The organism is Nakamurella multipartita DSM 44233 (genome assembly GCF_000024365.1).
Lineage (GTDB): Bacteria > Actinomycetota > Actinomycetes > Mycobacteriales > Nakamurellaceae > Nakamurella > Nakamurella multipartita.
In genome coordinates, this window is sequence record NC_013235.1 from 3,050,248 (window position 1) to 3,074,919 (window position 24,672).

The following is a 24,672-nucleotide window of genomic DNA, read 5'->3' on the forward strand; positions in this document are numbered from 1 at the left end:
CTCAGCGCCAGGAGTCCCCGCCCGGCTTGGGCCCGCGCCGGCGCAGGTACCGCTCGAACTCCGCGGCGATCGACTCGCCGGAGGCCGGCTTGAGCGGCTCGTCCTGCTCCTCGCGTTCCTCCAGCGAGCGGATGTACTCGGAGATCTCCTCGTCCTCGGAGGCGATCTGGCTGACCTCGGCCTCCCACTCGTCGGCCTGGGCGGGCAGGTTGCCCAACGGCACCGCCACGTCCAGCACCTCCTCGACCCGGTGCAGCAGGGCCAGCGTGGCCTTCGGCGAGGGCGCCTGGGAGACGTAATGCGGCACGGACGCCCAGAACGACAGGGCCGGGATGCCGGCCTGCACGCAGGCGTCCTGGAAGACCCCGGAGATACCGGTCGGACCCTCGTACCGGGACCGGGTCAGGCCCAGGCTCACCGCGGTCTGCTCGTCGTGGGCGGACCCGGTCACCTGGATCGGCCGGGTGTGCGGCACGTCGGCCAGCAGCGCGCCGAGCCCGATCACCTTGCTCACCTGGTGGTCCACCGCGATCTTGAGCAGCTCGTCACAGAACGCCCGCCAGCGGAAGTTGGGCTCGATGCCGTGCACCAGGATGACGTCGCTGGGCGAGTCGGGCAGCCGGCACACCGACAGCCGGGTGGTCGGCCACTCGATGGTCCGGGTCACCCCGTCCACCAGCCGCACCGTCGGCCGGGTGACCTGGAAGTCGTAGAAGCCCTCGGGGTCCAGTTCAGTCAGCGGCACCGCGTCCCAGATCAGGCCGAGCTGCTCGACGGCCGCACTGGCCGCGTCGCCGGCGTCGTTCCAACCCTCGAAGGCGGCAATCATCACGGGGTTGCGCAGGGGCATGAACTCACTCATCCGTACCCCCCTGCCCGGTGCTCATGGTCCGCTCGCTGACGCACGCTCACGCTCGCTCACGCCGGTCAGCCTACGTGCGTCCGCCCCGGCGATGGCACCTCACACAGCCGACCCGCCCGGTGGACCCTGGCGGAGCACCGGCCGGTGTGCTATTCGACCTACTCTGTACCGGTGACTGCCGCCCCCCGCCACCCGTTGTTGACCGCCCTGAGCGAGCGCGTGCTCGTGGCCGACGGCGCCATGGGCACCATGCTGCAGGCGCAGGACCCGTCGCTGGACGACTTCGCCGGCCTGGAGGGTTGCAACGAGATCCTCAACGTGACCCGCCCGGACATCGTCCGGGCGGTGCACCGCGCCTACCTGGAGGTGGGGGTCGACGCGATCGAGACCAACACCTTCGGTGCCAACCTGGCCAATCTGGCCGAGTACGACATTCCCGACCGGATCTACGAGCTGAGCCGGGCCGGCGCGGCGCTGGCCCGGGCCGAGGCGGACGAGTTCTCCACGCCCGACCACCCGCGGTTCGTGCTCGGGTCGGTGGGCCCGGGCACCAAGCTGCCGACGCTGGGCCACGCCGGCTACGTGACGTTGCGCGACGCCTACCAGCAGGAGGTCGCCGGCCTGCTCGACGGCGGGTCGGACGCGATCATCGTGGAGACCTGTCAGGACCTGCTGCAGGCCAAGTCGGCGATCCTGGCCGCCAAGCGGGCGATGACCGCGTCCGGGATCGTCGTGCCGATCATCGTGCACGTCACCGTGGAGACCACCGGCACGATGCTCCTCGGCTCGGAGATCGGGGCCGCCCTGACCGCCCTGGAACCGCTGGGCGTGGACTACATCGGCCTGAACTGCGCCACCGGCCCGGCCGAGATGAGCGAGCACCTGCGGTACCTGTCCCGGCACGCCACCGTCGGGGTGTCGGTGATGCCCAACGCGGGGCTGCCCCAGCTCGGACCCAACGGGGCGGTCTACCCGCTCTCGCCGGCCGAGCTGGCCCAGGCGCTGTCCGGCTTCGTCACCGAGTTCGGGCTGGGCCTGGTCGGCGGCTGCTGCGGCACCACCCCCGAGCACCTGCGGCAGGTGGTCGAGGCGGTGCGCGACCTGCGGGCGGCCGGCCGGCGCCCGCGCCGCGAACCGGGCCTGTCCTCGCTCTACCAGGCGGTGCCGTTCCAGCAGGACGCGTCCGTGCTGATGGTCGGCGAACGGACCAACGCCAACGGCTCCAAGGCCTTCCGCGAGGCCATGCTGGCCCAGGACTGGCAGGCCTGCATCGAGATCGCCCGCGCGCAGACCCGCGACGGCGCGCACGTGCTCGACCTGAACGTCGATTACGTGGGCCGGGACGGGGCCGCCGACATGGCCTCGTTGGCCTCGCGGCTGGCCACCGCGTCCACCCTGCCGATCATGATCGACTCGACCGAGCCGGAGGTGATCGGCGCCGGGCTGGAGCACCTGGGCGGCCGGTCCATCGTCAACTCGGTGAACTTCGAGGACGGCGACGGCCCGACCTCCCGCTACACCCGGATCATGAACCTGGTCGCCGAGCACGGCGCCGCCGTCGTCGCGCTGACCATCGACGAGCAGGGGCAGGCGCGCACCCGCGAGCACAAGGTGGCCATCGCCGAGCGGCTGATCGCCGACCTGACCGGGACCTGGGGCATGGCCGAGAGCGACATCGTGGTCGACTGCCTGACCTTCCCGATCGCCACCGGGCAGGAGGAGACCCGGCGCGACGGCATCGAGACCATCGAAGCCATCAGGGAACTCAAGCGTCGGCACCCGGATCTGCATTTCACGCTGGGCATCTCGAACGTCTCCTTCGGCCTGAACCCGGCCGCCCGGCAGGTGCTCAACTCGGTGTTCCTGGCCGAATGCACCGCCGCCGGCCTGGATTCGGCGATCGTGCACCCGTCGAAGATCCTGCCGATGGCCCGGATCCCGGAGGAGCAGCGCACGGTCGCGCTCGATCTGGTCTGGGACCGGCGCCGCGAGGGCTACGACCCGCTGCAGCGGGTGCTGGAGATGTTCGAGGGCGCGACGACGGCCGCCGGCCGGGCCACCCGGGCGGCCGAGATGGCCGCGCTGCCGCTGGACGAGCGGTTGCAGCGGCGAATCATCGACGGCGAACGCAACGGCCTGGAGGCCGACCTGGACGAGGCGCTGACCATGCGGTCGGCCCTGGAGATCATCAACGACACCCTGCTGGAGGGCATGAAGACGGTCGGTGAGCTGTTCGGCTCCGGCGCGATGCAGCTGCCGTTCGTGCTCACCTCGGCCGAGGTGATGAAGACCGCGGTCGCCTACCTGGAACCGCACATGGAGAAAGCCGATTCGGGCGGTAAGGGCACCATCGTGCTGGCCACGGTCAAGGGCGACGTACACGACATCGGCAAGAACCTGGTCGACATCATCCTGTCCAACAACGGCTACTCGGTGGTCAATCTCGGCATCAAGCAGCCGATCGCGACGATCCTGTCGGCCGCCCAGGACAGTGGCGCGGACGCCATCGGAATGTCCGGCCTGCTGGTCAAGTCCACGGTGATCATGAAGGAGAACCTGGAGGAGATGAACGCCCGCGGCATCGCCGAGAAGTACCCGGTGCTGCTCGGCGGGGCCGCGCTGACCCGCTCGTACGTGGAGAACGACCTGTCCTCGGTGTTCAAGGGCGACGTCCGGTACGCCCGGGACGCGTTCGAGGGGCTGCGGCTGATGGACGGGGTGATGTCGCGCAAGCGGGGCCTGGACCCGGTTGCCGCGGCCGCCGAGACGGCCAAGATCGCCGAGCGCAAGGCCCGGCACGAACGCTCCAAGCGGATCGCCGAGAAGCGCAAGGCGGCCGCGGCCGAGGAGGAGCAGGTCGACGTCCCCGCCCGCAGCGACGTGGCCACCGACAACCCGGTGCCGACCCCGCCGTTCTGGGGTTCCCGGGTGATCAAGGGCATCGCGCTGGCCGACTACTCGACCATGCTCGACGAGCGGGCGACGTTCATGGGTCAGTGGGGCCTGCGCGGCAGCAAGGGCGGGCAGGGTCCCAGCTACGAGGAACTCGTGGAGAAGGAGGGCCGGCCCCGGCTGCGCTACTGGCTGGACCGGCTGCACACGGACAAGGTGCTGGAGGCGGCCGTGGTCTACGGCTACTTCCCGTGCGTGTCCGAGGGCGACGACGTCGTCGTGCTGGCGGAGCCCACGCCCGACGCCGCCGAGCTGTGCCGGTTCACCTTCCCGCGGCAACGCCGGGACCGGCACCTGTGCCTGAGCGACTTCTACCGCTCGCGGGAGTCCGCGCGGCAGACCGGCCAGGTCGACGTCATCGCGTTCACCGTGGTCACCATGGGCCAGCGCATCGCCGACTTCGCCAACGAGCTGTTCGCGGCCAACGCCTACCGGGACTACCTGGAGGTGCACGGCCTGTCGGTGCAGCTGACCGAGGCGCTAGCCGAGTTCTGGCACCAGCGGATCCGCAGCGAGCTGGTCTTCCCCGACGGGTCCAACGCGGCCGCCGAGGACTCCGCGGAGATCGAGAAGTTCTTCGATCTGGAGTACCGCGGGGCGCGCTACTCCTTCGGCTACCCGGCCTGCCCGGACCTGACCGACCAGACCAAGGTGATGGCGCTGCTGGAACCCGAACGGATCGGCGTCGAGCTGTCCGAGGAGTTCCAGTTGCATCCGGAACAGTCCACGTCGGCGCTGGTGGCCCACCACCCCGAGGCCAAGTACTTCGCGGCCCGATGAGCGCCCCCGACGGTCCGCCGCTGCGCGCGGTGCTGTTCGACATGGACGGCACCGTGGTCGATTCCGAGCACCTGTGGGCGCAGGCGATGACGCAGATCGCGGCCGAGCTGGGCGGCACCCTGTCGGCGGAGGTGCTGGCCCGGACCACCGGCCTGTCGGTGCCGGCGTCGGTGGACCTGATGTTGACCGAACTCGGCTCCGACCTGGCCCATCACGAGGCGACCGAGCAGTTGCTGGCCCGCACGGCCGAGGTGTTCGCGGCCGAGCTGATGTGGCAGCCGGGCGCCCAGGAACTGATCGACGCGCTGCGCGCCGAGGGGGTGGCCACCGCGCTGGTCACCAACTCGCCGCGGGTCGTCGTCGACGTCGCCCTGCAGCGGCTGGGTGGGCACCGGTTCGACCTGTCGGTCTGCGGCGACGAGGTGGCGGTGCACAAGCCCGACCCGGAGCCCTACCTGACCGCGATGCGAGGGCTCCAGCGGCCGGCCGCGCAGTGCCTGGCGGTGGAGGATTCCCCGTCCGGCACCGCGGCCGCGGTGACCGCCGGAATCCCGGTGCTGGTGGTGCCGTCCGAGGTGGACGTCCCCGAAGGCCCGGGCCGGGTGTTCGCCGCCTCGCTGCTGGACGCCACCGTCGACGAGCTGCGGCATCTGCATCACGCGTTCCACCGGAGTCGTTTCGGGGCATAGACACCCCGTGCGCAGCAGCCTGGCGGTCTCCGGAGCGGCCCCGCCCGACCTGGTCTGGGAGCGGTACGTCGACCCCGCCCGGTGGCCGGACTGGTCGCCGCAGATCCGCGCGGTCGACTACCCCGGCCCGCGGCTGGCCGCCGGCACGTCCGGGGTGGTCCGCGGGCCGTGCGCGCTGGCCGTGCCGTTCGAGATCCTGTCGGTGGACCCGCAGCGCCGGCGCTGGACCTGGCGGGTGCGGCCGCCGGTGGTCGGCGAGCTGATCCTGGACCACGCCGTGACGCCGGCCGCCGACGGCACCCGCACCACCCTGGACGTGCAGGGCCCGGCGGCCGTCGTGCTGGCCTACCTGCCGGTGGCCCGGCTGGCTCTGAGCCGGCTGGTCAGGCCGGCGGCCCCCGCCGCTGCGGCCATCGGCACCGCCTCGCCGCTGACCCGGATGCCGCCGGACGCCGGGATGTCGACGGTGAGCAGGCTCGGCCGGCCCACGTGCCGGCCCTGGTGGATCAGCACGGTGGCCGGCAGCCGGAGCCGGCCGAGGTGGCGCAGGTAGGCCCCCAGCGAGGCGGCCGCCGAGCCGGTGGCCGGGTCCTCGGTGATCGTCCCCACCGGAAACGGGTTGCGGGACTCGAACTCCATCGGGCCCCGGGGGACAGCGACGGTGACCGTGCCGGCCCAGTCCTCCCGGTCCATCAGGGCCCGCAGCAGGTCCGGGTCGAAGGTGAAGCGGTCCAGGCGGTCCTGGTCGGCCAGCACCAGGATGGGGTGCCGGTTGCCGGCGAAGGAAATGGCCGGCGGGTAGTCCGGGTGCAGGTCCTCGGCGGTGAGGCCGAGCAGGCCAGTCAGCTCGACCAGGATGCCGGCCGGCATGGCCACCACCCACGGTTCGACGCTGGTGAAGGCGGCCCGGATCCGGCCGTCGACCTCGGTGGTGTCGATGACGATGGGGCCGGCCGGGGTGCGGAACCGGAAGGGCCCCGGGCCGTGCCGCTGCGCCAGGGCCACCGCGGTGGCGATGGTGGCGTGGCCGCAGAACGGGATCTCGGCCACCGGGGTGAAGTACCGCAGCGTGAGCGCACGCTCGGCCGGATCCCCGCCGACCACGAAAGCCGTTTCCGAGAAGCCGATCTCGGCGGCGATGGCCAGCATGGCGGCGTCCGACAGGCGCTGCGCGGCCAGCACGATCCCGGCCGGGTTGCCCCCGTCCGGCGTGGAGGTGAACGCGGCGTACCGCAGGGCCGAGGACTCTCGCGGGCTGCTCATCTCGCCGTCCACGGTAGCTCGCCGGACGGCCGATCGGTACGCCCGATCGGGCCGTCCGGGGGCCGTAGGGTGCCTGTTCGTGAACGTACTGCTGCCTCCGTCGGAGACCAAGGCCCCCGGCGGCGACGGGCCCCCGCTGGCGCTGTCCGCGCTGGGCTTTCCCGAACTGAACCGGCGCCGCACCGAACTCATCGCCGCGGTGATCGCGCTGTGCGCGGATCCGGTGCTCGCCCGGTCCGCGCTGGGCGTCGCGGCCAGCAAGGACGGCGAGATCGTCGCGACCGCCCGGCTGCGCACCACCGGCACCCGGCCGGCCCTGCACCGCTACACCGGGGTGCTCTACGACCACCTGGAGGTGGCCGGGCTGCCGCCGGCGGCCCGGGCCCGCGCGGCCGAGCGGCTGCTGATCACCTCGGCCCTGTTCGGCCTGCTGCGCGGCGGCGACCCGGTGCCCGCCTACCGGTTCTCGGCCGGCTCCCGGCTGGCCGGCCAGCCCACGGTGGCCGCCGGATGGCGCCCGGTGCTGGCGCCGGTGCTGGCCGGGCTGGACGGATTGGTAGTGGATCTGCGGTCGGGGGCGTACGCGGCGTTCGCGCCGGTCCCGGCCGCGGTCACCGTGCGGGTGCTGTCCGAGGCGGTACCCGGTGACCCGAGCACCCGCAGCGTCGTCAGCCACTTCGCCAAGGCGGCCAAGGGCCGGCTGGCCCACGCCCTGGTCGCCACCCGGGCGCAGGTCGACGACGTGCCCGCGGTGATCCGGGTGGCCCGGCGGGCCGGCCTCCGGGCCGAGCGGACGGGGGAGCGCTCGATCGACCTGATCACCTGATCACCTGATCACCTGATCGCGCGGCCGCGGCCGTTGCTCAGGGCGGGTCGGTGCCGCGGCGGCGTTCCTGGTCCAGCAGCGCGTCCAGGTCGGCCAGCCGGTCCAGCCCGCGCAGCGGTTGGGCCATCCGGTGGTTGCCGGACAACTCGCCCCGGTGCCGGTGCAGGAAGTTCCAGTAGCCGGCGGTGAACGGGCAGGCCTGCTCACCGACCCGCACCGTCGGCCGGTAGGCGCACGGGCCGCAGTAGTCGCTCATCCGGTTGATGTAGGCGCCGCCGGCGGCGTAGGGCTTGGTGGTGATCCGGCCGCCGTCGGCGAACTGCGACATGCCGACGACGTTGGCCACCATCACCCACTCGTACCCGTCGACGAAGCAGCGGTGGAACCAGTCGGTCAGCTCGGCCGGATCCCATCCCTGCTGCAACGCGAAGTTGCCCAGCACCATCAGCCGCGGGATGTGGTGGACCCAGCCGTGGTCGCGCAGGTCGGCGAGCACTCCGGACAGGCAGCGGGCCTGCACCGCGTCCGCGTCCAGCTCGGCGAACCAGTCCGGAAGCCCGCGCCGGGCCCGTAACCCGTTGCCGGCCGGGTAGTCCGGCCCCAGGTACCAGTACAGGTGCCAGACGTAGTCCCGCCAGCCCAGGATCTGCCGCACCACCGCCTCGGCCGCGGCGATCGGCGCCTGCCCGCCCCGGTAGGCGTCCTCGACCCGGTGCACCACCTCCAGCGGGTCCAGCAGGCCCAGGTTCAACGGCGCGGACAGCAGCGAGTGCGCCATCCAGGCGTCGTCGGCCAGCATCGCGTCCTCGTAGCGGCCAAAGGCGGCCAGCCGGTGGGCCACGAAGTGCTCCAGCGCCTGTAGGGCCTCGTGCCGGGTGGCGGCGAACCGGCGCGGGCCGTCCCGGCCGACGAAGCGGACGTCGCCGTCGCGCTCCCACCGGTCCAGATCGCGGCGCACCTGCTCGTCGATCTCGTCCTCCTGCGGCCACCAGGGCTCGGGGACACCCAGCGTCGGCGGCCCGGACCGGCCGCGGCGGGGCTTGGGTGGCGGTTCGCGGTTGTCGGCGTCGAAATTCCACCGGCCGCCGGCCGGTTCGTCGCCGTCCATCAGCACCCCCTGCCGGCGGCGGGCGATGCGGTAGTGGTCCTCCATCAGCAGCCGGCCGCGGCCGTCGGCCCAGGCGGCGAAGTCGGCCATGCCGGTGACGAACCCACGAGCCGGCAGCACCTGCACCCCGGGCAGTCGCTGCACCAGGGCCAGCGCGCCCCGGGTGGTCGGGTGGCACACCGTCAGCGCCCGGTCGCCGGCCGCGTCGGTGTACCGGTCGACCGCCCGGAACTCACAGCGGTCGGACAACTCGGCGGCCCGGTGCCGCAGCGCGGACAGCACCAGATGCGCCTTCTGCCGGTGGAACCGGCGGCGGGCGAACGCCCGGCGCGACTGCACCAGCAGCACCGGCTGGTCGTCGGTGTCCAGGAAGTGCGGCCCGAGCTGGTCGGCGAAGAGCCACCGGCGTTCGGCTGGCGCGGATGCGTTCACCCGGGCAGGTTTCCCACCCCGGTCCCGCGGCAATCAACCGATCAGGACGGGTCGACCAGCACCAGGGTCAGGTCGTGGTTGCCGGCCAGCGCCCGGCTGTAGGGGCAGCGGCCGTGCGCGCCGTCCAGCACGCGTTGCCCGGTTTCCCGGTCCACGCCCGGCATCTCGGCCTCGATGGTGATGGCCAGCCGGAAGCCGTCGGTGGCGGTGCCGCCGATCTGCACGGTCACCGACACGGCCGAGTCGGTGACGTCGACCTTCTCCTTGCGGGCGACCGAGCGCAGCGCATTGTGAAAGCACGCCGCGTACCCGGCGGCGAACAGCTGCTCCGGGTTGGTGCCCTCACCACCTTCGCCGCCCATGCTCTCGGGCATGGACAGCTGGTAGTCCAGGGTGCCGTCGGACGTGGCCACCCGGCCCATCCGACCGCCCCAGGCCGTCGCGGTGGTGGTGTAGGACAGTGCGGCCATCGTCGGCCCCTTCTGCTCTGGTCGCGGGAGGTGTCCCGATCAGCTTGCCGGAGCCAGCACCGCGGCCGAATGCGGGGGCAGCGTCAGGGTGGCCCCCGGCTCGGACGCCCGGTCCACCCGCACCCCGTCCCGCGTGGCCAGCAGCAGCGCACCGGCCGGGCCGCCCAGCGGGATCCGGCGCTCCTGGTCGGACAGGTTGGCGGCGATGCGTACGCCGGACCGGTCGACCAGCAGCCAGCGGGCCTCGTCGTCCCCGGTCGCGGTCAGGTCACCGAACCAGGGGTCGGTCAGTTCCGGCCGCGCCCGGCGCAGCGCGATCAGGTCCCGGTGCAGGGCGAGTAACCGGGCGTGCGGTTCCCGGCCGAGTTCGGACCAGTCGAGCTTGGAGTCCAGGAAGGTCGACTCGGCCTGCGGGTCGGGGACCAGGTCCTTGTCCCAGCCCATCCGGGCGAACTCCTCCAGCCGGCCCTCCCGGGTGGCGTCGGCCAAGAACTGGTCGGTGTGCGAGGTGAAGAACTGCCACGGCGTGCCGGCCGCCCACTCCTCGCCCATGAACAGCATCGGGGTGAACGGGCTGGTCAGCACCAGCACCGCGGCGATGGCCAGGTCGTCCGGGGACAGCTGGGCGGTGAGCCGGTCGCCGACGGCCCGGTTGCCGACCTGGTCGTGGTTCTGCGCGTACCCCAGGAACCGCCAGGCCGGCGTGGTCAGGGTGTCCACCGGCCGGCCGTGATCGCGGCCGCGGAAGCTGGAGAACGTACCGTCGTGGAAGAAGGCCCGGCTCAGCACCTTCACGATGTCCGACATCTTGCCGAAATCGGCGTAGTAGCCGTCGGTCTCGCCGGTCAGGGCGACGTGCAGGACGTGGTGGAAGTCGTCGCTCCACTGCGCGGTCAGCCCGTAGCCGCCGGCCTCGCGCGGAGTGATCAGCTTCGGGTCGTTCAGATCGGACTCGGCGATCAGCGACAGCGGCCGCCGCGCGTGCGGGGCCAGCGCGTCGACCCGCTTGGCGATGTCCTCGAGCAGGTGGGTGGCGTGGCTGTCGTTGAGCGCGTGCACCGCGTCCAGCCGCAGCCCGTCCACGTGGTAGTCCTGCAGCCACATGACTACGTTGTCCAGGATGTAGCGGCGGACCTCGCCCGAGTCCGGCCCGTCCAGGTTGATGCTGTCGCCCCACGGGCTGCCGCCCGCGGTCGGGTTGAGATACGGCCCGAACAGCGGGATGTGGTTGCCGCCAGCGCCGAGGTGGTTGTAGACGACGTCCTGGATGACCCCGATGCCGCGCTGGTGGCAGGCGTCGACGAACCGCTGGTAGGCCCGCGGCCCGCCGTAGCTGTCCTGCACAGCGAACCAGAGCACCCCGTCGTAGCCCCAGTTGTGGGTGCCGGCGAAGGCGTTGACCGGCAGTAGCTCGACCATGTCCACGCCCAGGTCGACCAGGTGGTCGAGCTTGCCGATCGCCGCGTCCAGGGTGCCCTCGGGGGTGAAGGTGCCCAGGTGCAGTTCGTAGACGACGCTGCCGGCCAACCGCCGGCCCGTCCACGCCGCGTCGCCCCACTCGTACTCGGCCGGGTCGAACGGGCGGGTCGGCCCGTCGACGCCCGTCGGCTGCCAGCGCGATCGCGGGTCGGGGCGCACCGTGTCGTCGTCGTCGAGCCGAAACCCGTAGTCGCCCAGCTGGTCCGGCGTCGCGATGGTCCACCAGCCGCCCTCGGCCGCGGTCATCGGCGCGTCCGTGCCGGCGGTGACCAGGGCGACCCGCTCCGCGCGGGGGGCCCAGACACGGATGGTCTGCGACATCATCACTTCCTGGTTGACTCGTCGGTTCAGGTCGGTCGGATCAGCTCGGTCGGATCGTCTTGGCCGGATCGTCTCGGTCGCCCGGCGTTCAGGACACGGCGCGGACCAGCAGCGCCACCGGATAGCGGTCGAGCAGCTCCACCACGGGGACGTGCTGGCTCTCGACCGGCCGGCCGGTCAGCTCGTCGTGCCAGTCGCCCGGGGGCAGGTGCAGCACGGTGTCCCGCCACCCACCGGCGGCGGCCAGGCCGACCGGCAGCCGGGTGGCCACGGCCAGGGCGCCGCCCCGGTCGAAGGCGAACAGGTGCTCGGCGGCCGCGCCGTCCACGTCGACCGGCGCGTAACCGTCGAACAGGTCGGCCCGGTCCCGGCGCAGCCGCAGCGCGCGGCTGGTGACCAGCAGCTTGGCCGCGCCGCTCTCGTCCACCGGCGGCAGCCAGCCCTCGTCCAGCCGGGCCAGCAGCTCGATCCGCCGGGCGTAGTCCACCGGCCGCCGGTTGTCCGGGTCGACCAGCGACCGGTCCCACAACTCGGTGCCCTGGTAGACGTCCGGGACCCCGGGTGCGAGCAGCTGGATCAGCTTGGCCGACAACGAGTTCGACCAGCCCGGCCCGGTCAGCCGGGCGGCCATTGCCGAGACATCGGCGCTCAGCTCGGCGTCGTCGTAGACGGCGTCGACAAGCGCGTGCAGCCGCTGCTCGAACGCGGCATCCGGGTCGATCCAGGCGGTGGACACCCCGGCCTCGCGCGCCGCCTTCTCGGCGAACGCGTGCAGGCGGTCCCGCTCGATCGGCCAGGCGCCGACGATCGCCTGCCAGAGCAAGTTGGCCAGGGCGCCGTCGCCGAGCGGGGCGAACCGCTTCCAGCGGCGGACCGCGGCGCCCCACTCCTGCGGCAGTTCGGAGATGACCGAGATGCGGGCCCGCACGTCCTCGGCCCGCTTGGTGTCGTGGGTGGACAGCGCGGTCATCGTGGCGGGGGAGCGGACCAGCCGCCGGGCGTGCAGGTCGTGCAGATCCGCCGGGGTCAACGCGAAATCGCCCGGCTCGCCGCCCACCTCGGTCAGGCTGGTCAGCCGGCTCCAGCGGTAGAAGGCGCAGTCCTCGACCCCCTTGGCCATCACCATGCCGGAGGTCTGCTGGAACCGGGTGGAGAACTCGGTCCCGACGTCCCGGAGCCGGCGGTCCAGCTCGGCCAGCGTGTCGGCCAGTTCCGGACGGGCGGTGACGGCCCGCTGCACCGCCTCGGTGAGCTGGTCGCCGCCGATCGGCAGGTAGGTGCGGTAGACGCCCAGCGAGGCGAGCAACTCGGCGACCCCGTCGTCGGCGCCCGGCACGTCGGGCACCAGCCGGGCCAGCCGCAGCACCTCCGATCGCAACGGCCCGTCGGCGACCGCCCGCTTGGTCGACCGGGTCATCGCGTGCCAGTCCACGGTCAGGCCGCCCCGCAGCTGGGTGTCCAGCACGTCCAGGGCCGGTTCGCCGGCCGGATCGACCAGCAGCCGGTCGACGGCGGCGAGCGCGTCGTACCCGGTGGTGCCGGCGCACGCCCAGGACGCCGGCAGCGTCTCGTCGCCCTCGAGGATCTTTTCCACCAGCACGTACCGGCCGCCGGTCAGCTCGGCCAGATCGTCCAGGTACTTGCCCGGGTCGGCCAGCCCGTCCGGATGGTCGATGCGCAGCCCGTCGACCCAACCGCGCTCCAGCCACCGGCCGATCTCGGCGTGCGAGGCCGCGAACACCTCGGGCAGCTCCACCCGGATCGCCGCCAGGTCGTTGACCACGAAGAAGCGGCGGTAGTTCAGCTCGGTGTCGGCCCGCCGGTAGTTCATCAGCTCGTAGTGCTGCCGCGCCAGCACCTCGCGCGGGGTGCCCGAGCCGGTGCCCGGGGCGATCGGCAACCGGTGGTCGTAGTAGCGCAGCGTGCCGTCCTGCACGGTCACCGCGTCGAGTTCGTCGTCCCCGTCGCCCAGGATGGGCAGCCGGACCTTGCCCCCGGAGACCGCCCACTCGATGTCGAAGTACTGGGCGTAGGGGGAGTCCAGGCCATGGGTGAGCACGTCCCACCACCAGACCGAGGCCTCCGGGGTGGCCACCCCGACGTGGTTGGGCACGATGTCGACCAAGACCCCGTGCCCGGCCCCGTGCGCCGCCTCGGCGACCCGCCGCAGGCCGGTGTCGCCCCCGCGATCCGGGTCGACCTCGCCGTGGTCGACGACGTCGTACCCGTGCCCCGATCCCGGCTCGGCGGCCAGGATCGGGGACAGGTACACCCAGTCCGCGCCCAGCGCGGACAGGTAGGGCACCAGGTCGGCGGCGTCGGCCAGCGTCCAGTCCGCGGTGACCTGGAGCCGGTAGGTGGACACCGGAACGGCCGGATCACGATCGGTCACGCCGCCGCCTCACCCTCGTGTGTCGCTGCGCAGACCTGGCTCATGACGACTCCCTCGCTTACGACTTCTTCTTGCGCGGGCTGCGGGAAGGGCGCGGCGCCGGCGGCTCGACCGCCGGCGCCGGTGCCGTCTCGGGCTCCGGCGTCTCCGAGACCTGCTCGGTGGTGCGGGATTCGGCCGGACCGGTGGCGGACTCGCTACCGGTCAGGGCCTCCGACCGCATCGCCACCGGAACCGGCGCGATGGTCGGCACGGCCGCCGCCGCCTGCCCGAGGGTGGCCGGCTCCTCGGCCCCGGCCAGGGCCTGCAGCACGACCAGGCCCTTGCTGGCCACCGGCACCGACCCGCCGCCCGGAATCGCGTCCAGATGCTCGGGCACGCCGGAGGTGTCGACCACCAGCCGCCAGGCCGGCGCGAACTCCTCCGGCGGCAGCACCCAGTCCATGCCCTCGTCGTGGGCGTTGAACAGCAGCAGGAACGAGTCGTCGACGACCCGCTGCCCGCGGGTGTCGGTGCCGCGGATGCCGTTGCCGTTGAGGAACATCCCGACCGACCGGCCGAAGCCGGCGTCCCAGTCCTCGGGCTTCATCAGCGCGCCGCCGGGCGTGATCCACACGATGTCCGGCAGCGGCTCGCCGGCCGCATGCCCGACCGGGCGACCGTCGAAGAAGCGGCGCCGCCGGAACGTCGGGTGCTGGCGGCGCAGCCGGGCCACCGACGCGGTGAACTCGATCAGCGCCTCGTCCGACTCCAGCCAGTGGATCCAGGTCAGTTCCGAATCCTGGCAGTAGGTGTTGTTGTTGCCCAGCTGGGTGCGGCCGAGTTCGTCGCCGTGCGCGATCATCGGCACCCCCTGCGAGAGCAGCAGGGTGGCGATGAAGTTGCGCTGCTGGCGGGCCCGCAGGGCGAGCACGTGCTCGTCGTCGGTGGGGCCCTCGACGCCGCAGTTCCAGGACCGGTTGTGCGACTCGCCGTCGTTGTTGTCCTCGCCATTGGCCTCGTTGTGCTTCTCGTTGTAGGACACCAGGTCCCGCAGCGTGAAGCCGTCGTGGGCAACGACGAAGTTGATGGAGGCGACCGGGCGCCGTCCCGAGTACTCGTACAGGTCGGCCGATCCGGTGAGCCGGGAGGCGAATTCGCCCAGGGTGGCCGGCTCCCCGCGCCAGAAGTCGCGAACCGTGTCCCGGTACTTGCCGTTCCACTCGGTCCACTGCGGCGGGAAGTTGCCGACCTGGTAACCGCCGGGGCCGATGTCCCACGGCTCGGCGATCAGCTTGACCTGCGAGACCACCGGGTCCTGCTGCACGAGTTCGAAGAACGTGGACAGCCGGTCGACGTCGTAGAACTCGCGGGCCAGGGTCGCGGCCAGGTCGAAACGGAAACCGTCGACGTGCATCTCGGTCACCCAGTAGCGCAGCGAGTCCATGATCAGCTGCAGCGAGTGCGGGTGCCGCACGTTGAGCGAGTTCCCGGTGCCGGTGTAGTCCATGTAGTACTGCTTGTCGTCCTCGACCAGCCGGTAGTAGGCCCCGTTGTCGATGCCCTTGAACGACAGGGTCGGACCCAGGTGGTTGCCCTCGGCGGTGTGGTTGTAGACGACGTCGAGGATGACCTCGATGCCCGCGGAGTGCAGCGACTTGACCATCGCCTTGAACTCCTGCACCTGCTGGCCGCGTTCGCCGAACGCGCTGTAGGTGTTCTGCGGGGCGAAGAAGCCGATCGTGTTGTAACCCCAGTAGTTCGACAGTCCCTTGTCCATCAGGGTGCTGTCGTTGACGAACTGGTGCACCGGCATGAGCTCGATGGCGGTCACGCCGAGCCGGGTCAGGTGGTCGATGACGGCCGGATGGGCCACGCCCGCGTAGGTGCCGCGCTGGCTGGCCGGCACCTCGGGGTGCATGGCGGTCAGGCCCTTGACGTGCGCCTCGTAGATGATGCTGTCGGCGTAGGGGATCTTCAGCAGCCGGTCGCCGGTCCAGTCGAAGAACGGGTTGATGACGACGCCGTGCATCATGTGCGGCCCGGAATCGGCGTCGTTGCGGCTGTCCGGCTCGCCCATGTTGTAGCTGAACAGGGCCGGATCCCAGTCGATCGCGCCGGACACGGCCTTGGCGTAGGGGTCCAGCAGCAGCTTGTTGGGGTTGCACCGGCTGCCGTGATGCGGCTCGTACGGGCCGTGCACCCGGTAGCCGTAGCGCTGCCCGGGCTGGACCGTCGGCAGGTAGCAATGCCAGACGTATCCGTCCACCTCGGGCATCTTGATCCGGGTCTCGCCGCCGCGCTCGCCGATCAGGCACAGCTCGACCTCGGTTGCGGCCTCACTGAAGATCGCGAAGTTCGTCCCGGTTCCGTCGAAGGTCGCACCCAGTGGATAGGGTCGTCCCGGCCAAATCTCCATCGGTGCTCCTACCTGCAACTTTGTTCAGATGTCCGTCACCGTTGACCGGCTGGGCGGGCGCCGCGGACGGCGTCCCACGACCGGTAACCCTAGCCGGGACGGCCGCCGGAAGCCGTGTCGGACGACTGTCAGGATCGTCTCCGATTGGCCGCCCCGCCCCCGGGGTACCCGCCGACTTCGGCCTCGCGCGGGCCCGCGGCAGCCGCCCGGACGCCGGCCCCGACGCCGACCCCGACGGACTGTCGGCGGGTTCGATTACCCTCGCCGATGTGCCGGATCCAGCCGTCTATCGCCCCGCCCCCGGCACGATTCCGGAGTCGCCCGGCGTGTACAAGTTCCGCGACCCCAAGGGCCGCGTGATCTACGTCGGCAAGGCCAAGAGCCTGCGCCAGCGGTTGAACTCGTACTTCGCCGACATCGCCGCGCTGCACCCGCGGACCCGGCAGATGGTGACCAGCGCCGGCAGCGTGGAGTGGACCGTGGTGTCCACCGAGGTCGAGGCGCTGCAGCTGGAATACAACTGGATCAAGGAGTTCGACCCGCGGTTCAACGTCCGCTACCGCGACGACAAGTCCTACCCGTTCCTGGCCGTGACGGTCGGCGAGGAGTACCCGCGGCTGCAGGTGATGCGCGGTGCCCACCGCAAGGGGGTGCGCTACTTCGGGCCGTACGCCCACGCCTGGGCCATCCGGGAGACCCTGGACCTGCTGCTGCGGGTGTTCCCGGCCCGGACCTGCTCGGCCGGGGTGTTCCGCCGGTCGGCGCAGATCGGCCGGCCCTGCCTGCTCGGCTACATCGGCAAGTGCTCGGCGCCGTGCGTCGGCCGGGTCAGCGCGCAGGAGCACCGGGAGATCGTCGAGGGCTTCTGCGACTTCATGGCCGGCAAGGCCGACCCGCTGATCCGCCGGCTGGAGAAGCAGATGACGGCCGCGGCCGCCGATCTGGACTTCGAGCGGGCGGCCCGGCTGCGCGACGATCTGTCCGCGGTGCGTCGGGCGGTGGAGAAGCAGGCAGTGGTCTTCGGCGACGGCACCGACGCCGACGTGATCGGCATCGCGGCCGACGAACTGCTGGCCAGCGTGCAGCTGTTCCACGTCCGCGACGGCCGGGTCCGCGGCGAACGCGGCTGGATCGTCGACGTCGACGCCGACGTGGACGCCGACGGCAACGACCGGGACGGTCTGCCCTTGCTGGTGGAGAACTTCCTGCTGCAGTTCTACGGCGACCTGGCCGCGGACGGCGATGCCGGCGGGCCGACCTCGTCGGTGCCGCGGGAGATCCTGGTGCCGGTGCTGCCCAGCCAGGACGCCGGCACCCACGACGAGATGGTCGACTGGCTTTCCGCATTGCGGGGCTCGCGGGTGTCGCTACGGGTGGCCCAACGCGGGGACAAGCGGGCGCTGGCCGAGACCGTGGCCCGCAATGCCCAGGAGGCGCTGACCCGGCACCGGCTCAAGCGGGCCGGCGACCTGACCGCCCGCTCGGCCGCTCTGTCCGAGCTCGGCGAGACCCTGGGCATGGACGTGGCCCCGCTGCGCATCGAGTGCATCGACATCTCGCACGTGCAGGGCACCGACGTGGTCGCCTCCCTGGTCGTGTTCGAGGACGGGCTGGCCAAGCGCAGCGACTACCGCCGCTTCGCCATCCGGGACAAGCCCGGCGACGACGTCGCCTCGATCGCCGAGGTGGTCCGGCGCCGGTTCACCCACCAGGCCAGGGCCGAGGCGGGGGAGCGGGCCGAGGCCGACTCGACCCCGGCCCCGACCCCGACCCCGACACCGGCCGGCTCCGGGGTGCCGGCCGGGATCGACCCGACCACCGGCCGAGTCCGCCGGTTCGCCTACCCGCCGCAGCTGCTGGTGGTGGACGGCGGTGCGCCGCAGGTCAATGCGGCCGCCACCGTGCTGTCCGAGCTGGGCATCGTGGACATCACCGTCTGCGGCCTGGCCAAGCGGCTGGAGGAGGTCTGGTTGCCGTTCCAGGCCGACCCGGTCATCTTCCCGCGCACCAGCGAGGCCCTCTACCTGCTGCAACGGCTGCGCGACGAGGCCCACCGGTTCGCCATCACCTACCACCGGGCCAAGCGCTCCAAGTCGATGACGGTGTCCGCGCTGGACAATGTCCCCGGACTGGGTGAGGTGCGCCGCAAGGCGCTCGTGCGACATTTCGGGTCGGTCGCCGCGCTGCGCCGGGCCGACGTCGAGCAGATCCTGCAGGTGCCCGGGGTGGGCCGGCGCACCGCGGAGGCGGTCGTCGCCGCCCTCGCCGGTTCCGGTGGCGCCGGAACCGATACCGTGATCAGTTCGTGACGCAGGGACGGGCAGAAGGGGGGTCCCGGACATGAGCAGCACCGACGCGGCCACGACGGGCAGCGGCAAGGACGAGCCGGTCATCCAGGTCGCGATCGTCTCGGGCCTGTCCGGGGCCGGCCGCTCGACCGCGGCCAAGTGCCTGGAGGACATGGGCTGGTTCGTAGTCGACAACCTGCCGCCCGAGCTGATCAGCACGATGGTCGATCTGGGTTCGCGGACCAGCGGCGACGTCACCCGGATCGCCATCGTGCTGGACGTGCGCTCGCGTGCGTTCACCGAGGACCTGGCCGCGGTGATCAAGGACCTGGACGCCAAGGGCTACCGGCCGCGGGTGTTGTTCCTGGAGGCCGGGGACGCCGCCCTGATCCGCCGGTACGAGGCCAACCGGCGCAAGCATCCACTGCAGGGCAGCGGCCGGCTGGCCGACGGGGTCGCCGCCGAGCGGGCCGTGCTGGAACCGCTGCGGCAGGAGGCCGACGTCGTCGTCGACACCTCCGAGCTGTCGGTGCACCAGCTGCGGGCCGAGGTGGAGCGAGCGTTCGGCCATTCCTCGCCGGAACGCAAGGCGTCGATGACGGTGGTCTCCTTCGGCTTCAAGTACGGCCTGCCGCTGGACGCCGACCTGGTCATCGACATGCGCTTTCTGCCCAACCCGCACTGGATCCCCGAGTTGCGCGATCACACCGGCCTGGAGCAGGAGGTTTCGGACTACGTGCTCTCCCAGGAGGGTGCGACCGAGTTCCTGGACCGCTACGTCGAGCTGATCGACCTGATCAGCGGCGGCTACCGGCGGGAGGGCAAGCGCTACCTGACCCTGGCGGTGGGCTGCACCGGCGGCAAGCACCGCAGCGTCGCGGTGGCCGAGGAACTCAAGCGCCGCCTGAACGCCGACACCCTCACCGTGCAGGTCGTGCACCGCGACCTGGGTCGGGAGTGATGGCCGGGCCCGGCCGTGCGGACCGGCCGAAGGTGGTCGCCCTGGGGGGCGGCCACGGCCTGCACGTGATGCTCTCGGCGCTGGTCCAGCTGCCGGTGGAGATCACCGCGGTGGTGACCGTCGCCGACGACGGCGGCTCGTCGGGCCGGCTGCGCCGCGAGGTCCCGGGCATCGTGCCGCCCGGGGATCTGCGGATGGCGCTGACCGCCCTGGCCGAACCGGACGCCACCGGCACCCTGTGGAGCTCGACCTTCCAGCACCGGTTCCGCGGCGACGGCGCGCTGGCCGGACATCCGGTCGGCAACCTGGTGCTGGTCGGCCTGAGCCAGGTCCTCGGCGATCCGGTGGCCGCGCTGGACGCGGCCGGCGCGATCATGGGCGTGCGCGGCCGGGTGCTGCCGATGTCGGCCCAGCCGCTGGACATCGTCGCCGACGTGGCCGGCCTGGACGAGGATCCGATGGCGATCCGCCGGATCCGGGGTCAGGTCGCGGTGGCCAGCACCGTCGGTCAGGTCCGGTCGGTGGCGCTGGACCCGGTCGATGCGGCGGCCTGCCCGGAGGCACTCAAGGCGATCCAGGAGGCCGACCTGCTCACCCTGGGGCCCGGCTCGTGGTTCACCAGCGTGCTGCCGCACCTGATGCTGCCCGACCTGGCCGCCGCCATCATCGGCAGCCGCGCGCACCGGTTGGTGGTGCTGAACCTGGCCGCGCAAATGGGGGAGACCGAAGGATTCTCGCCGGAGCAGCACCTGGAAGTACTCTCTGACCACGCCCCCGAGCTCCGGATCGATTCGGTGCTGGCGGACCGCGCCCGGGTCGAGCTGCCGCAGCGTCTGGCCTCGGCCGCGCAGCGGTTGGGTGCGCAGCTGGATCTGCACGATATTGCGATTGCGGGCACCGCCCGGCACCATCCGGCCGCACTGGCCACGTCCCTGGCCACCGTGCTGGGCCGGGCGTCCCGGAGTGGGCGGCACCGGTGACCGGACCGGCGGCAGTGGGGGAACGAACGTGAATGACGACAGGGAGCGGCCCGTATGGCGATGACGGCCTCGGTCAAGGATGAACTGAGCCGGGTGGTGGTCAGCAAGGTCTCCGCCCGTAAGTCGGAGGTGTCGGCGCTGCTGCGCTTCGCCGGGGGTCTGCATATCGTGGCCGGCCGGGTGATCGTCGAGGCCGAACTGGACACCGGCGCGGTCGCCCGGCGGCTGCGCAAGGAGATCGCCGAGCTGTACGGGCATGCCGCCGAGGTGCAGGTGCTGGCCGCCTCCGGAATCCGCAAGAGCACCCGCTACGTGGTCCGGGTGGTCGGCGGCGGCGACTCGCTGGCCCGGCAGACCGGTCTGATCGACCAGCGGGGACGGCCGGTGCGCGGGCTGCCGCCGCAGATCGTGGCCGGCTCGGTGGGCGATGCGGAGGCGGCCTGGCGCGGCGCGTTCCTGGCCCACGGCTCGCTGACCGAACCGGGCCGCAGCGCGTCCCTGGAGATCACCTGCCCCGGCCCCGAGGCCGCCCTCGCCCTGGTCGGCGCGGCCCGGCGGATGGGCATCGGGGCCAAGGCGCGCGAGGTGCGGGGCGCCGACCGGGTACTGGTCCGGGACGGCGACGCGATCGCCGCGCTGCTGACCCGGCTGGGCGCGCACTCCTCGATGATGGCCTGGGAGGAGCGGCGGATGCGCCGGGAGGTCCGGGCCACCGCGAACCGGCTGGCCAACTTCGACGACGCCAACCTGCGCCGGTCGGCACGGGCCGCGGTGGCCGCCTCGGCCCGGGTCGAGCGGGCCCTGGAGATCCTCGGCGAGGACGCCCCCGATCATCTGAGCCAGGCCGGACGGCTGCGGATCGCGCACGGTCAGGCCTCGTTGGAGGAGCTCGGTCAGCTGGCCGACCCGCCGATGACCAAGGACGCCGTGGCCGGCCGGATCCGGCGTTTGCTGACCATGGCCGATCGTCGGGCCGCCGAACTGGGCATTCCCGACACCGAGTCCGCCGTCACCGCAGACATGCTCGACTCCTGATCGCGGCGGCCCAGCTAAACCCATTCATCGCAGGTCACGGGCCTGCGTCCAGCCGCCCGGGCGGCCTCGACCGGGCCGCGCGACCCGGTCACGGGGGGCCGAAAGACCCCAATTCGGCGCCAACGCGGGAGCCGACATGCCGGGCCGTTGCCATCCCGATACAGTGAGTCCGAGACACCCGCAAAGACGTGGGCGACGTCTCTTGATCGATCCCGCCGGGGTCAGCGCGACCCTGCTGGGGGAACCCCATAGAGGAGGGCGGACAGAACGTGACTGTGCGCGTAGGTGTGAATGGATTCGGCCGCATCGGCCGCAACTTCTGGCGAGCGGTGGACTCGCTGGATACGGATGTCGAGATCGTTGCCATCAACGACCTGACCGACACCAAGACGCTCGCCCACCTGTTGAAGTACGACTCGATCCTGGGCAAGCTGCCGTACGAGGTGAAGGCCGGCGACGGTGTGCTGTCGGTCGACGGCAAGGACATCAAGGCCCTGTCCGAGCGCGACCCGGGCGCTCTGCCCTGGGGCGACCTGGGCGTCGACATCGTCATCGAGTCGACCGGTTTCTTCACCAAGGCCGAGGCCGCGCGCAAGCACATCGATGCGGGCGCCAAGAAGGTCATCATCTCCGCGCCGGCCAGCGGCGAGGACCTGACCGTCGTCGTCGGCGTGAACGATGACAAGTACGACGGCTCGCAGACGATCCTGTCCAACGCCTCCTGCACCACCAACTGCGTGGCGCCGATGGCCAAGGTGCTGCACGAGAACTTCGGTCTCGTCCAGGGTCTGATGACCACGATCCACGCGTACACCAACGACCAGGTCATCCTGGACTTCCCGCACTCGGACCTGCGCCGGGCGCGGGCCGCGGCCATCAACATCATCCCGACCACCACCGGTGCCGCCAAGGCCACCGCCCTGGTGCTGCCGGAGCTCAAGGGCAAGCTGCACGGGTATGCGCTGCGCGTCCCGGTGCCCACCGGCTCGGTCACCGACCTGACCGTCGAGCTGGACAAGAGCACCACCGTCGACGAGGTCAACGCCGCGTTCAAGGCGGCGGCCGCGGACGGCCCGCTGGCCGGCCGGCTGTTCTACTCCGAGGACCCGATCGTCTCCAGCGACATCCAGGGTTCGCCGGCCTCGTGCACCTTCGATTCGCCGCTGACCATCGCCCTGGGCGGCAACTTCTTCAAGATCGTCGGTTGGTACGACAACGAGTGGGGCTACTCGAACCGTCTGGTCGACTTCACCTCGATCGTCGCCAGCAAGCTGTAGGACCTTTCCGCGGGTGCTGTCCGTCCGGCTCGACCGGCCGGGCGGCACCCGCGTGCTGTCTGCGGGCCGCCCGCCGGCCCGACCCCGGACTCAACAGCTGTGGACTCACCAGCGACATCCCGAACAGTCTTAGGAGTTTCGCGTGCACACCCTCGATGACCTGCTGGCCACCGGCGTCGCCGGCCGGACCGTGCTCGTCCGCGCCGACCTGAACGTGCCCCTGGACGGCGACGTCATCACCGACGACGGCCGCATCCGCGCCTGCCTGCCCACCGTGCGGGCGCTGATCGCCGGCGGGGCGAAGGTGGTGGTGACCGCGCACCTGGGCCGGCCCAAGGGCGCACCCGAGCCGAAGTACTCCCTGGCCCCGGCCGCGGCCCGGATGGCCGAGCTGCTGGAGACCGACATCCCGCTGGCCAAGGACTTCGTCGGCCCGTCGGCCGCCGAGACCGTCGCCGCCCTGGGCAACGGCCAGGTCGCCATCCTGGAGAACGTGCGCTTCGACGCCCGCGAGACCAGCAAGGACGCCGCCGAGCGCGGTGCGCTGGCCGATGACCTGGTCGCCGTGGTCGGCTCGGACGCCGCGTTCGTCTCCGATGGCTTCGGCGTCGTGCACCGCAAGCAGGCCTCGGTCTACGAGATCGCGCAGCGGCTGCCGCACTACGCCGGTTACCTGGTCTCCACCGAGACGGCCGTGCTCAAGAAGCTGACCGTGGACCCCGACCGCCCGTACGCGGTGATCCTGGGCGGGTCCAAGGTGTCGGACAAGCTCGGCGTCATCACCGCCCTGCTGCCCCAGGTGGACAAGCTGCTGATCGGCGGCGGCATGGCCTTCACCTTCCTGGCCGCGCAGGGCTTCGGGGTCGGCAGCTCGCTGCTGCAGGAGGACCAGATCCAGACCTGCAAGGACCTGCTGGCCCACGCCGGCGACAAGATCGTGCTGCCCACCGACGTGGTCGTGGCCGACGCCTTCTCCGCGGACGCGGCGGTCAAGACCGTCGGCGTCGACGGCATCGAGGACGGCTGGATGGGCCTGGACATCGGCCCGTCCAGTGCCGCCAACTTCGCCGAGGTCGTCTCCGGCGCGGCCACCGTCTTCTGGAACGGCCCGATGGGCGTGTTCGAGCTCGCGCCGTTCGCCGCCGGCACCAAGGCCGTGGCCGAGGCCATCGCCGCCTCGCCGTCCTTCTCCGTGGTCGGTGGCGGCGACTCGGCCGCCGCGGTCCGCACGCTCTGCGTGGACGAGGCCGGATTCACCCACATCTCCACCGGCGGTGGCGCCTCGTTGGAGTATCTCGAGGGCAAGGAACTGCCCGGTATCGCCGTCCTGGAGGACTGAACACACATGGCTACCCGTACCCCGCTCATCGCCGGCAACTGGAAGATGAACCTGACTCATCTGGAGGGCATCGCCCTGGTCCAGAAGATCTCGTTCACCCTGCCGGAGAAGTACCTCAAGCACGTCGAGGTGGCGGTCTTCCCGCCGTTCACCGCGCTGCGCTCGGTGCAGACCCTGATCGAGGCCGACAAGATCGACTTCAAGTACGGCGCCCAGGACGTCTCGGCGCACGACTCGGGCGCCTACACCGGCGAGATCTCCGGCATCCAGCTGTCCAAGCTCGGCTGCACCTATGTGCTGGTCGGGCACTCGGAGCGGCGTGAGTACCACCACGAGACCGACGAGCAACTGGCCAAGAAGGTCAACGCCGCCTACAAGCACGGGCTGATCCCGATGTTGTGCGTCGGCGAGGGCCTGGAGATCCGGGAAGCCGGCAACCAGGTCGCGTACTCGGTCAACCAGCTGCTGGCCGGGATTGCCGACGTCACCCCTGAGCAGGCCGAATCCCTCGTGCTGGCCTACGAGCCGGTGTGGGCCATCGGCACCGGCCGGGTGGCCACCCCGGCCGACGCCCAGGAGGTCTGTGCCGCGCTGCGGGTCGCGCTGGCCGGCAAGTACGGGCAGGAGACCGCGGACAAGATCCGCATCCTGTACGGCGGATCGGTCAAGTCCGGCAACGTCGCGGAGATCTGCGCGCAGACCGACGTGGACGGTGCCCTGGTCGGCGGCGCGTCGCTGGACGGGACCGAATTCGCCACGCTGGCCGCGAACGCGGTCGGGGTCCTGCCCTGACCCGGCGGGTTAGACTCGGCGGACCCCT

17 protein-coding genes and 1 pseudogene are annotated in these 24,672 nt (G+C 71.7%); 11 read left to right on the plus strand and 7 right to left on the minus strand.

All coding sequences use genetic code 11. The features are described 5' to 3' along the window. Position 1: 1 nt before the first annotated feature. Positions 2 to 862, minus strand: coding sequence for a PAC2 family protein (locus tag NAMU_RS13755; protein ID WP_015748010.1), 861 nt, complete (start codon positions 860 to 862; stop codon positions 2 to 4). 171 nt (positions 863 to 1,033) lie between these two features. On the opposite strand from NAMU_RS13755, the gene metH reads away from it, so the two are divergent. From metH to NAMU_RS31040, 3 genes and pseudogenes are all read left to right on the plus strand, one after another. Beyond that, a complete protein-coding gene (gene metH / locus NAMU_RS13760) occupies positions 1,034 to 4,594 on the plus strand; it encodes a methionine synthase (RefSeq protein ID WP_041368933.1) in 3,561 nt (1,186 codons plus the stop codon). Then, positions 4,591 to 5,283: an HAD family hydrolase gene (locus NAMU_RS13765; RefSeq protein WP_015748012.1), complete on the plus strand. Its 693-nt coding sequence runs from the start codon at positions 4,591 to 4,593 to the stop codon at positions 5,281 to 5,283. Before metH ends, NAMU_RS13765 begins: the two co-directional genes overlap by 4 nt. A gap of 7 nt (positions 5,284 to 5,290) precedes the next feature. Beyond that, positions 5,291 to 5,599, plus strand: a pseudogene (locus NAMU_RS31040) (SRPBCC family protein); the annotation flags it as partial. 29 nt (positions 5,600 to 5,628) lie between these two features. On the opposite strand, the gene NAMU_RS13770 reads toward NAMU_RS31040, so the two are convergent. Then, positions 5,629 to 6,546 (minus strand): PhzF family phenazine biosynthesis protein, encoded by a 918-nt coding sequence (locus tag NAMU_RS13770; protein WP_015748013.1) that lies wholly within the window; start codon positions 6,544 to 6,546, stop codon positions 5,629 to 5,631. Between the two features lie 79 nt (positions 6,547 to 6,625). Between NAMU_RS13770 and NAMU_RS13775 the strand changes: the two genes are divergently transcribed. After that, the gene (locus NAMU_RS13775; protein WP_015748014.1) at positions 6,626 to 7,372 is read left to right on the plus strand and encodes a YaaA family protein; all 747 of its coding nucleotides are present in this window, start codon (positions 6,626 to 6,628) and stop codon (positions 7,370 to 7,372) included. Positions 7,373 to 7,409: 37 nt separating this feature from the next. Here the strand turns inward: NAMU_RS13775 and NAMU_RS13780 are convergent, their stop codons facing one another. The 5 genes from NAMU_RS13780 to glgX all read right to left on the minus strand — a co-directional run bounded on the left by NAMU_RS13780 (position 7,410) and on the right by glgX (position 15,972). Continuing rightward, positions 7,410 to 8,912 carry a cryptochrome/photolyase family protein gene (locus NAMU_RS13780; protein WP_015748015.1) on the minus strand — a complete coding sequence of 501 codons (1,503 nt, stop codon included), beginning with the start codon at positions 8,910 to 8,912 and terminating at the stop codon, positions 7,410 to 7,412. Positions 8,913 to 8,953: 41 nt separating this feature from the next. Beyond that, positions 8,954 to 9,382, minus strand: coding sequence for an organic hydroperoxide resistance protein (locus NAMU_RS13785; RefSeq protein ID WP_015748016.1), 429 nt, complete (start codon positions 9,380 to 9,382; stop codon positions 8,954 to 8,956). 39 nt (positions 9,383 to 9,421) lie between these two features. Further along, complete coding sequence (treZ, locus tag NAMU_RS13790; RefSeq protein ID WP_015748017.1) at positions 9,422 to 11,182, minus strand: malto-oligosyltrehalose trehalohydrolase; 1,761 nt, start codon at positions 11,180 to 11,182, stop codon at positions 9,422 to 9,424. 88 nt (positions 11,183 to 11,270) lie between these two features. After that, entirely contained in the window at positions 11,271 to 13,574 is a 2,304-nt protein-coding gene (gene treY / locus NAMU_RS13795) for a malto-oligosyltrehalose synthase (RefSeq protein ID WP_015748018.1), read from the minus strand. A 58-nt stretch (positions 13,575 to 13,632) separates the two neighbouring features. After that, a complete protein-coding gene (glgX, locus tag NAMU_RS13800; RefSeq protein ID WP_015748019.1) occupies positions 13,633 to 15,972 on the minus strand; it encodes a glycogen debranching protein GlgX in 2,340 nt (779 codons plus the stop codon). A gap of 269 nt (positions 15,973 to 16,241) precedes the next feature. Here glgX and uvrC point away from each other — a divergent pair, with 269 nt between their 5' ends. The 7 genes from uvrC (at position 16,242) to tpiA (ending at position 24,644) form a co-directional block, all read left to right on the plus strand. Further along, positions 16,242 to 18,281, plus strand: a complete 2,040-nt coding sequence (uvrC, locus tag NAMU_RS13805) for an excinuclease ABC subunit UvrC (protein ID WP_015748020.1) — start codon at positions 16,242 to 16,244, stop codon at positions 18,279 to 18,281. Positions 18,282 to 18,312: 31 nt separating this feature from the next. Beyond that, positions 18,313 to 19,221 carry an RNase adapter RapZ gene (rapZ, locus tag NAMU_RS13810; protein ID WP_015748021.1) on the plus strand — a complete coding sequence of 303 codons (909 nt, stop codon included), beginning with the start codon at positions 18,313 to 18,315 and terminating at the stop codon, positions 19,219 to 19,221. After that, positions 19,221 to 20,201, plus strand: a complete 981-nt coding sequence (locus NAMU_RS13815; RefSeq protein WP_015748022.1) for a gluconeogenesis factor YvcK family protein — start codon at positions 19,221 to 19,223, stop codon at positions 20,199 to 20,201. The genes rapZ and NAMU_RS13815 overlap by 1 nt, the downstream gene beginning before the upstream one ends. Before the next feature lie 54 nt (positions 20,202 to 20,255). Beyond that, positions 20,256 to 21,236, plus strand: coding sequence for a DNA-binding protein WhiA (whiA, locus tag NAMU_RS13820; RefSeq protein ID WP_015748023.1), 981 nt, complete (start codon positions 20,256 to 20,258; stop codon positions 21,234 to 21,236). A 269-nt stretch (positions 21,237 to 21,505) separates the two neighbouring features. Further along, positions 21,506 to 22,513, plus strand: coding sequence for a type I glyceraldehyde-3-phosphate dehydrogenase (gene gap, locus NAMU_RS13825; protein WP_015748024.1), 1,008 nt, complete (start codon positions 21,506 to 21,508; stop codon positions 22,511 to 22,513). A 142-nt stretch (positions 22,514 to 22,655) separates the two neighbouring features. Next, a complete protein-coding gene (locus NAMU_RS13830) occupies positions 22,656 to 23,852 on the plus strand; it encodes a phosphoglycerate kinase (RefSeq protein WP_015748025.1) in 1,197 nt (398 codons plus the stop codon). A gap of 6 nt (positions 23,853 to 23,858) precedes the next feature. Then, the gene (gene tpiA, locus NAMU_RS13835) at positions 23,859 to 24,644 is read left to right on the plus strand and encodes a triose-phosphate isomerase (RefSeq protein WP_015748026.1); all 786 of its coding nucleotides are present in this window, start codon (positions 23,859 to 23,861) and stop codon (positions 24,642 to 24,644) included. Positions 24,645 to 24,672 lie beyond the last annotated feature (28 nt).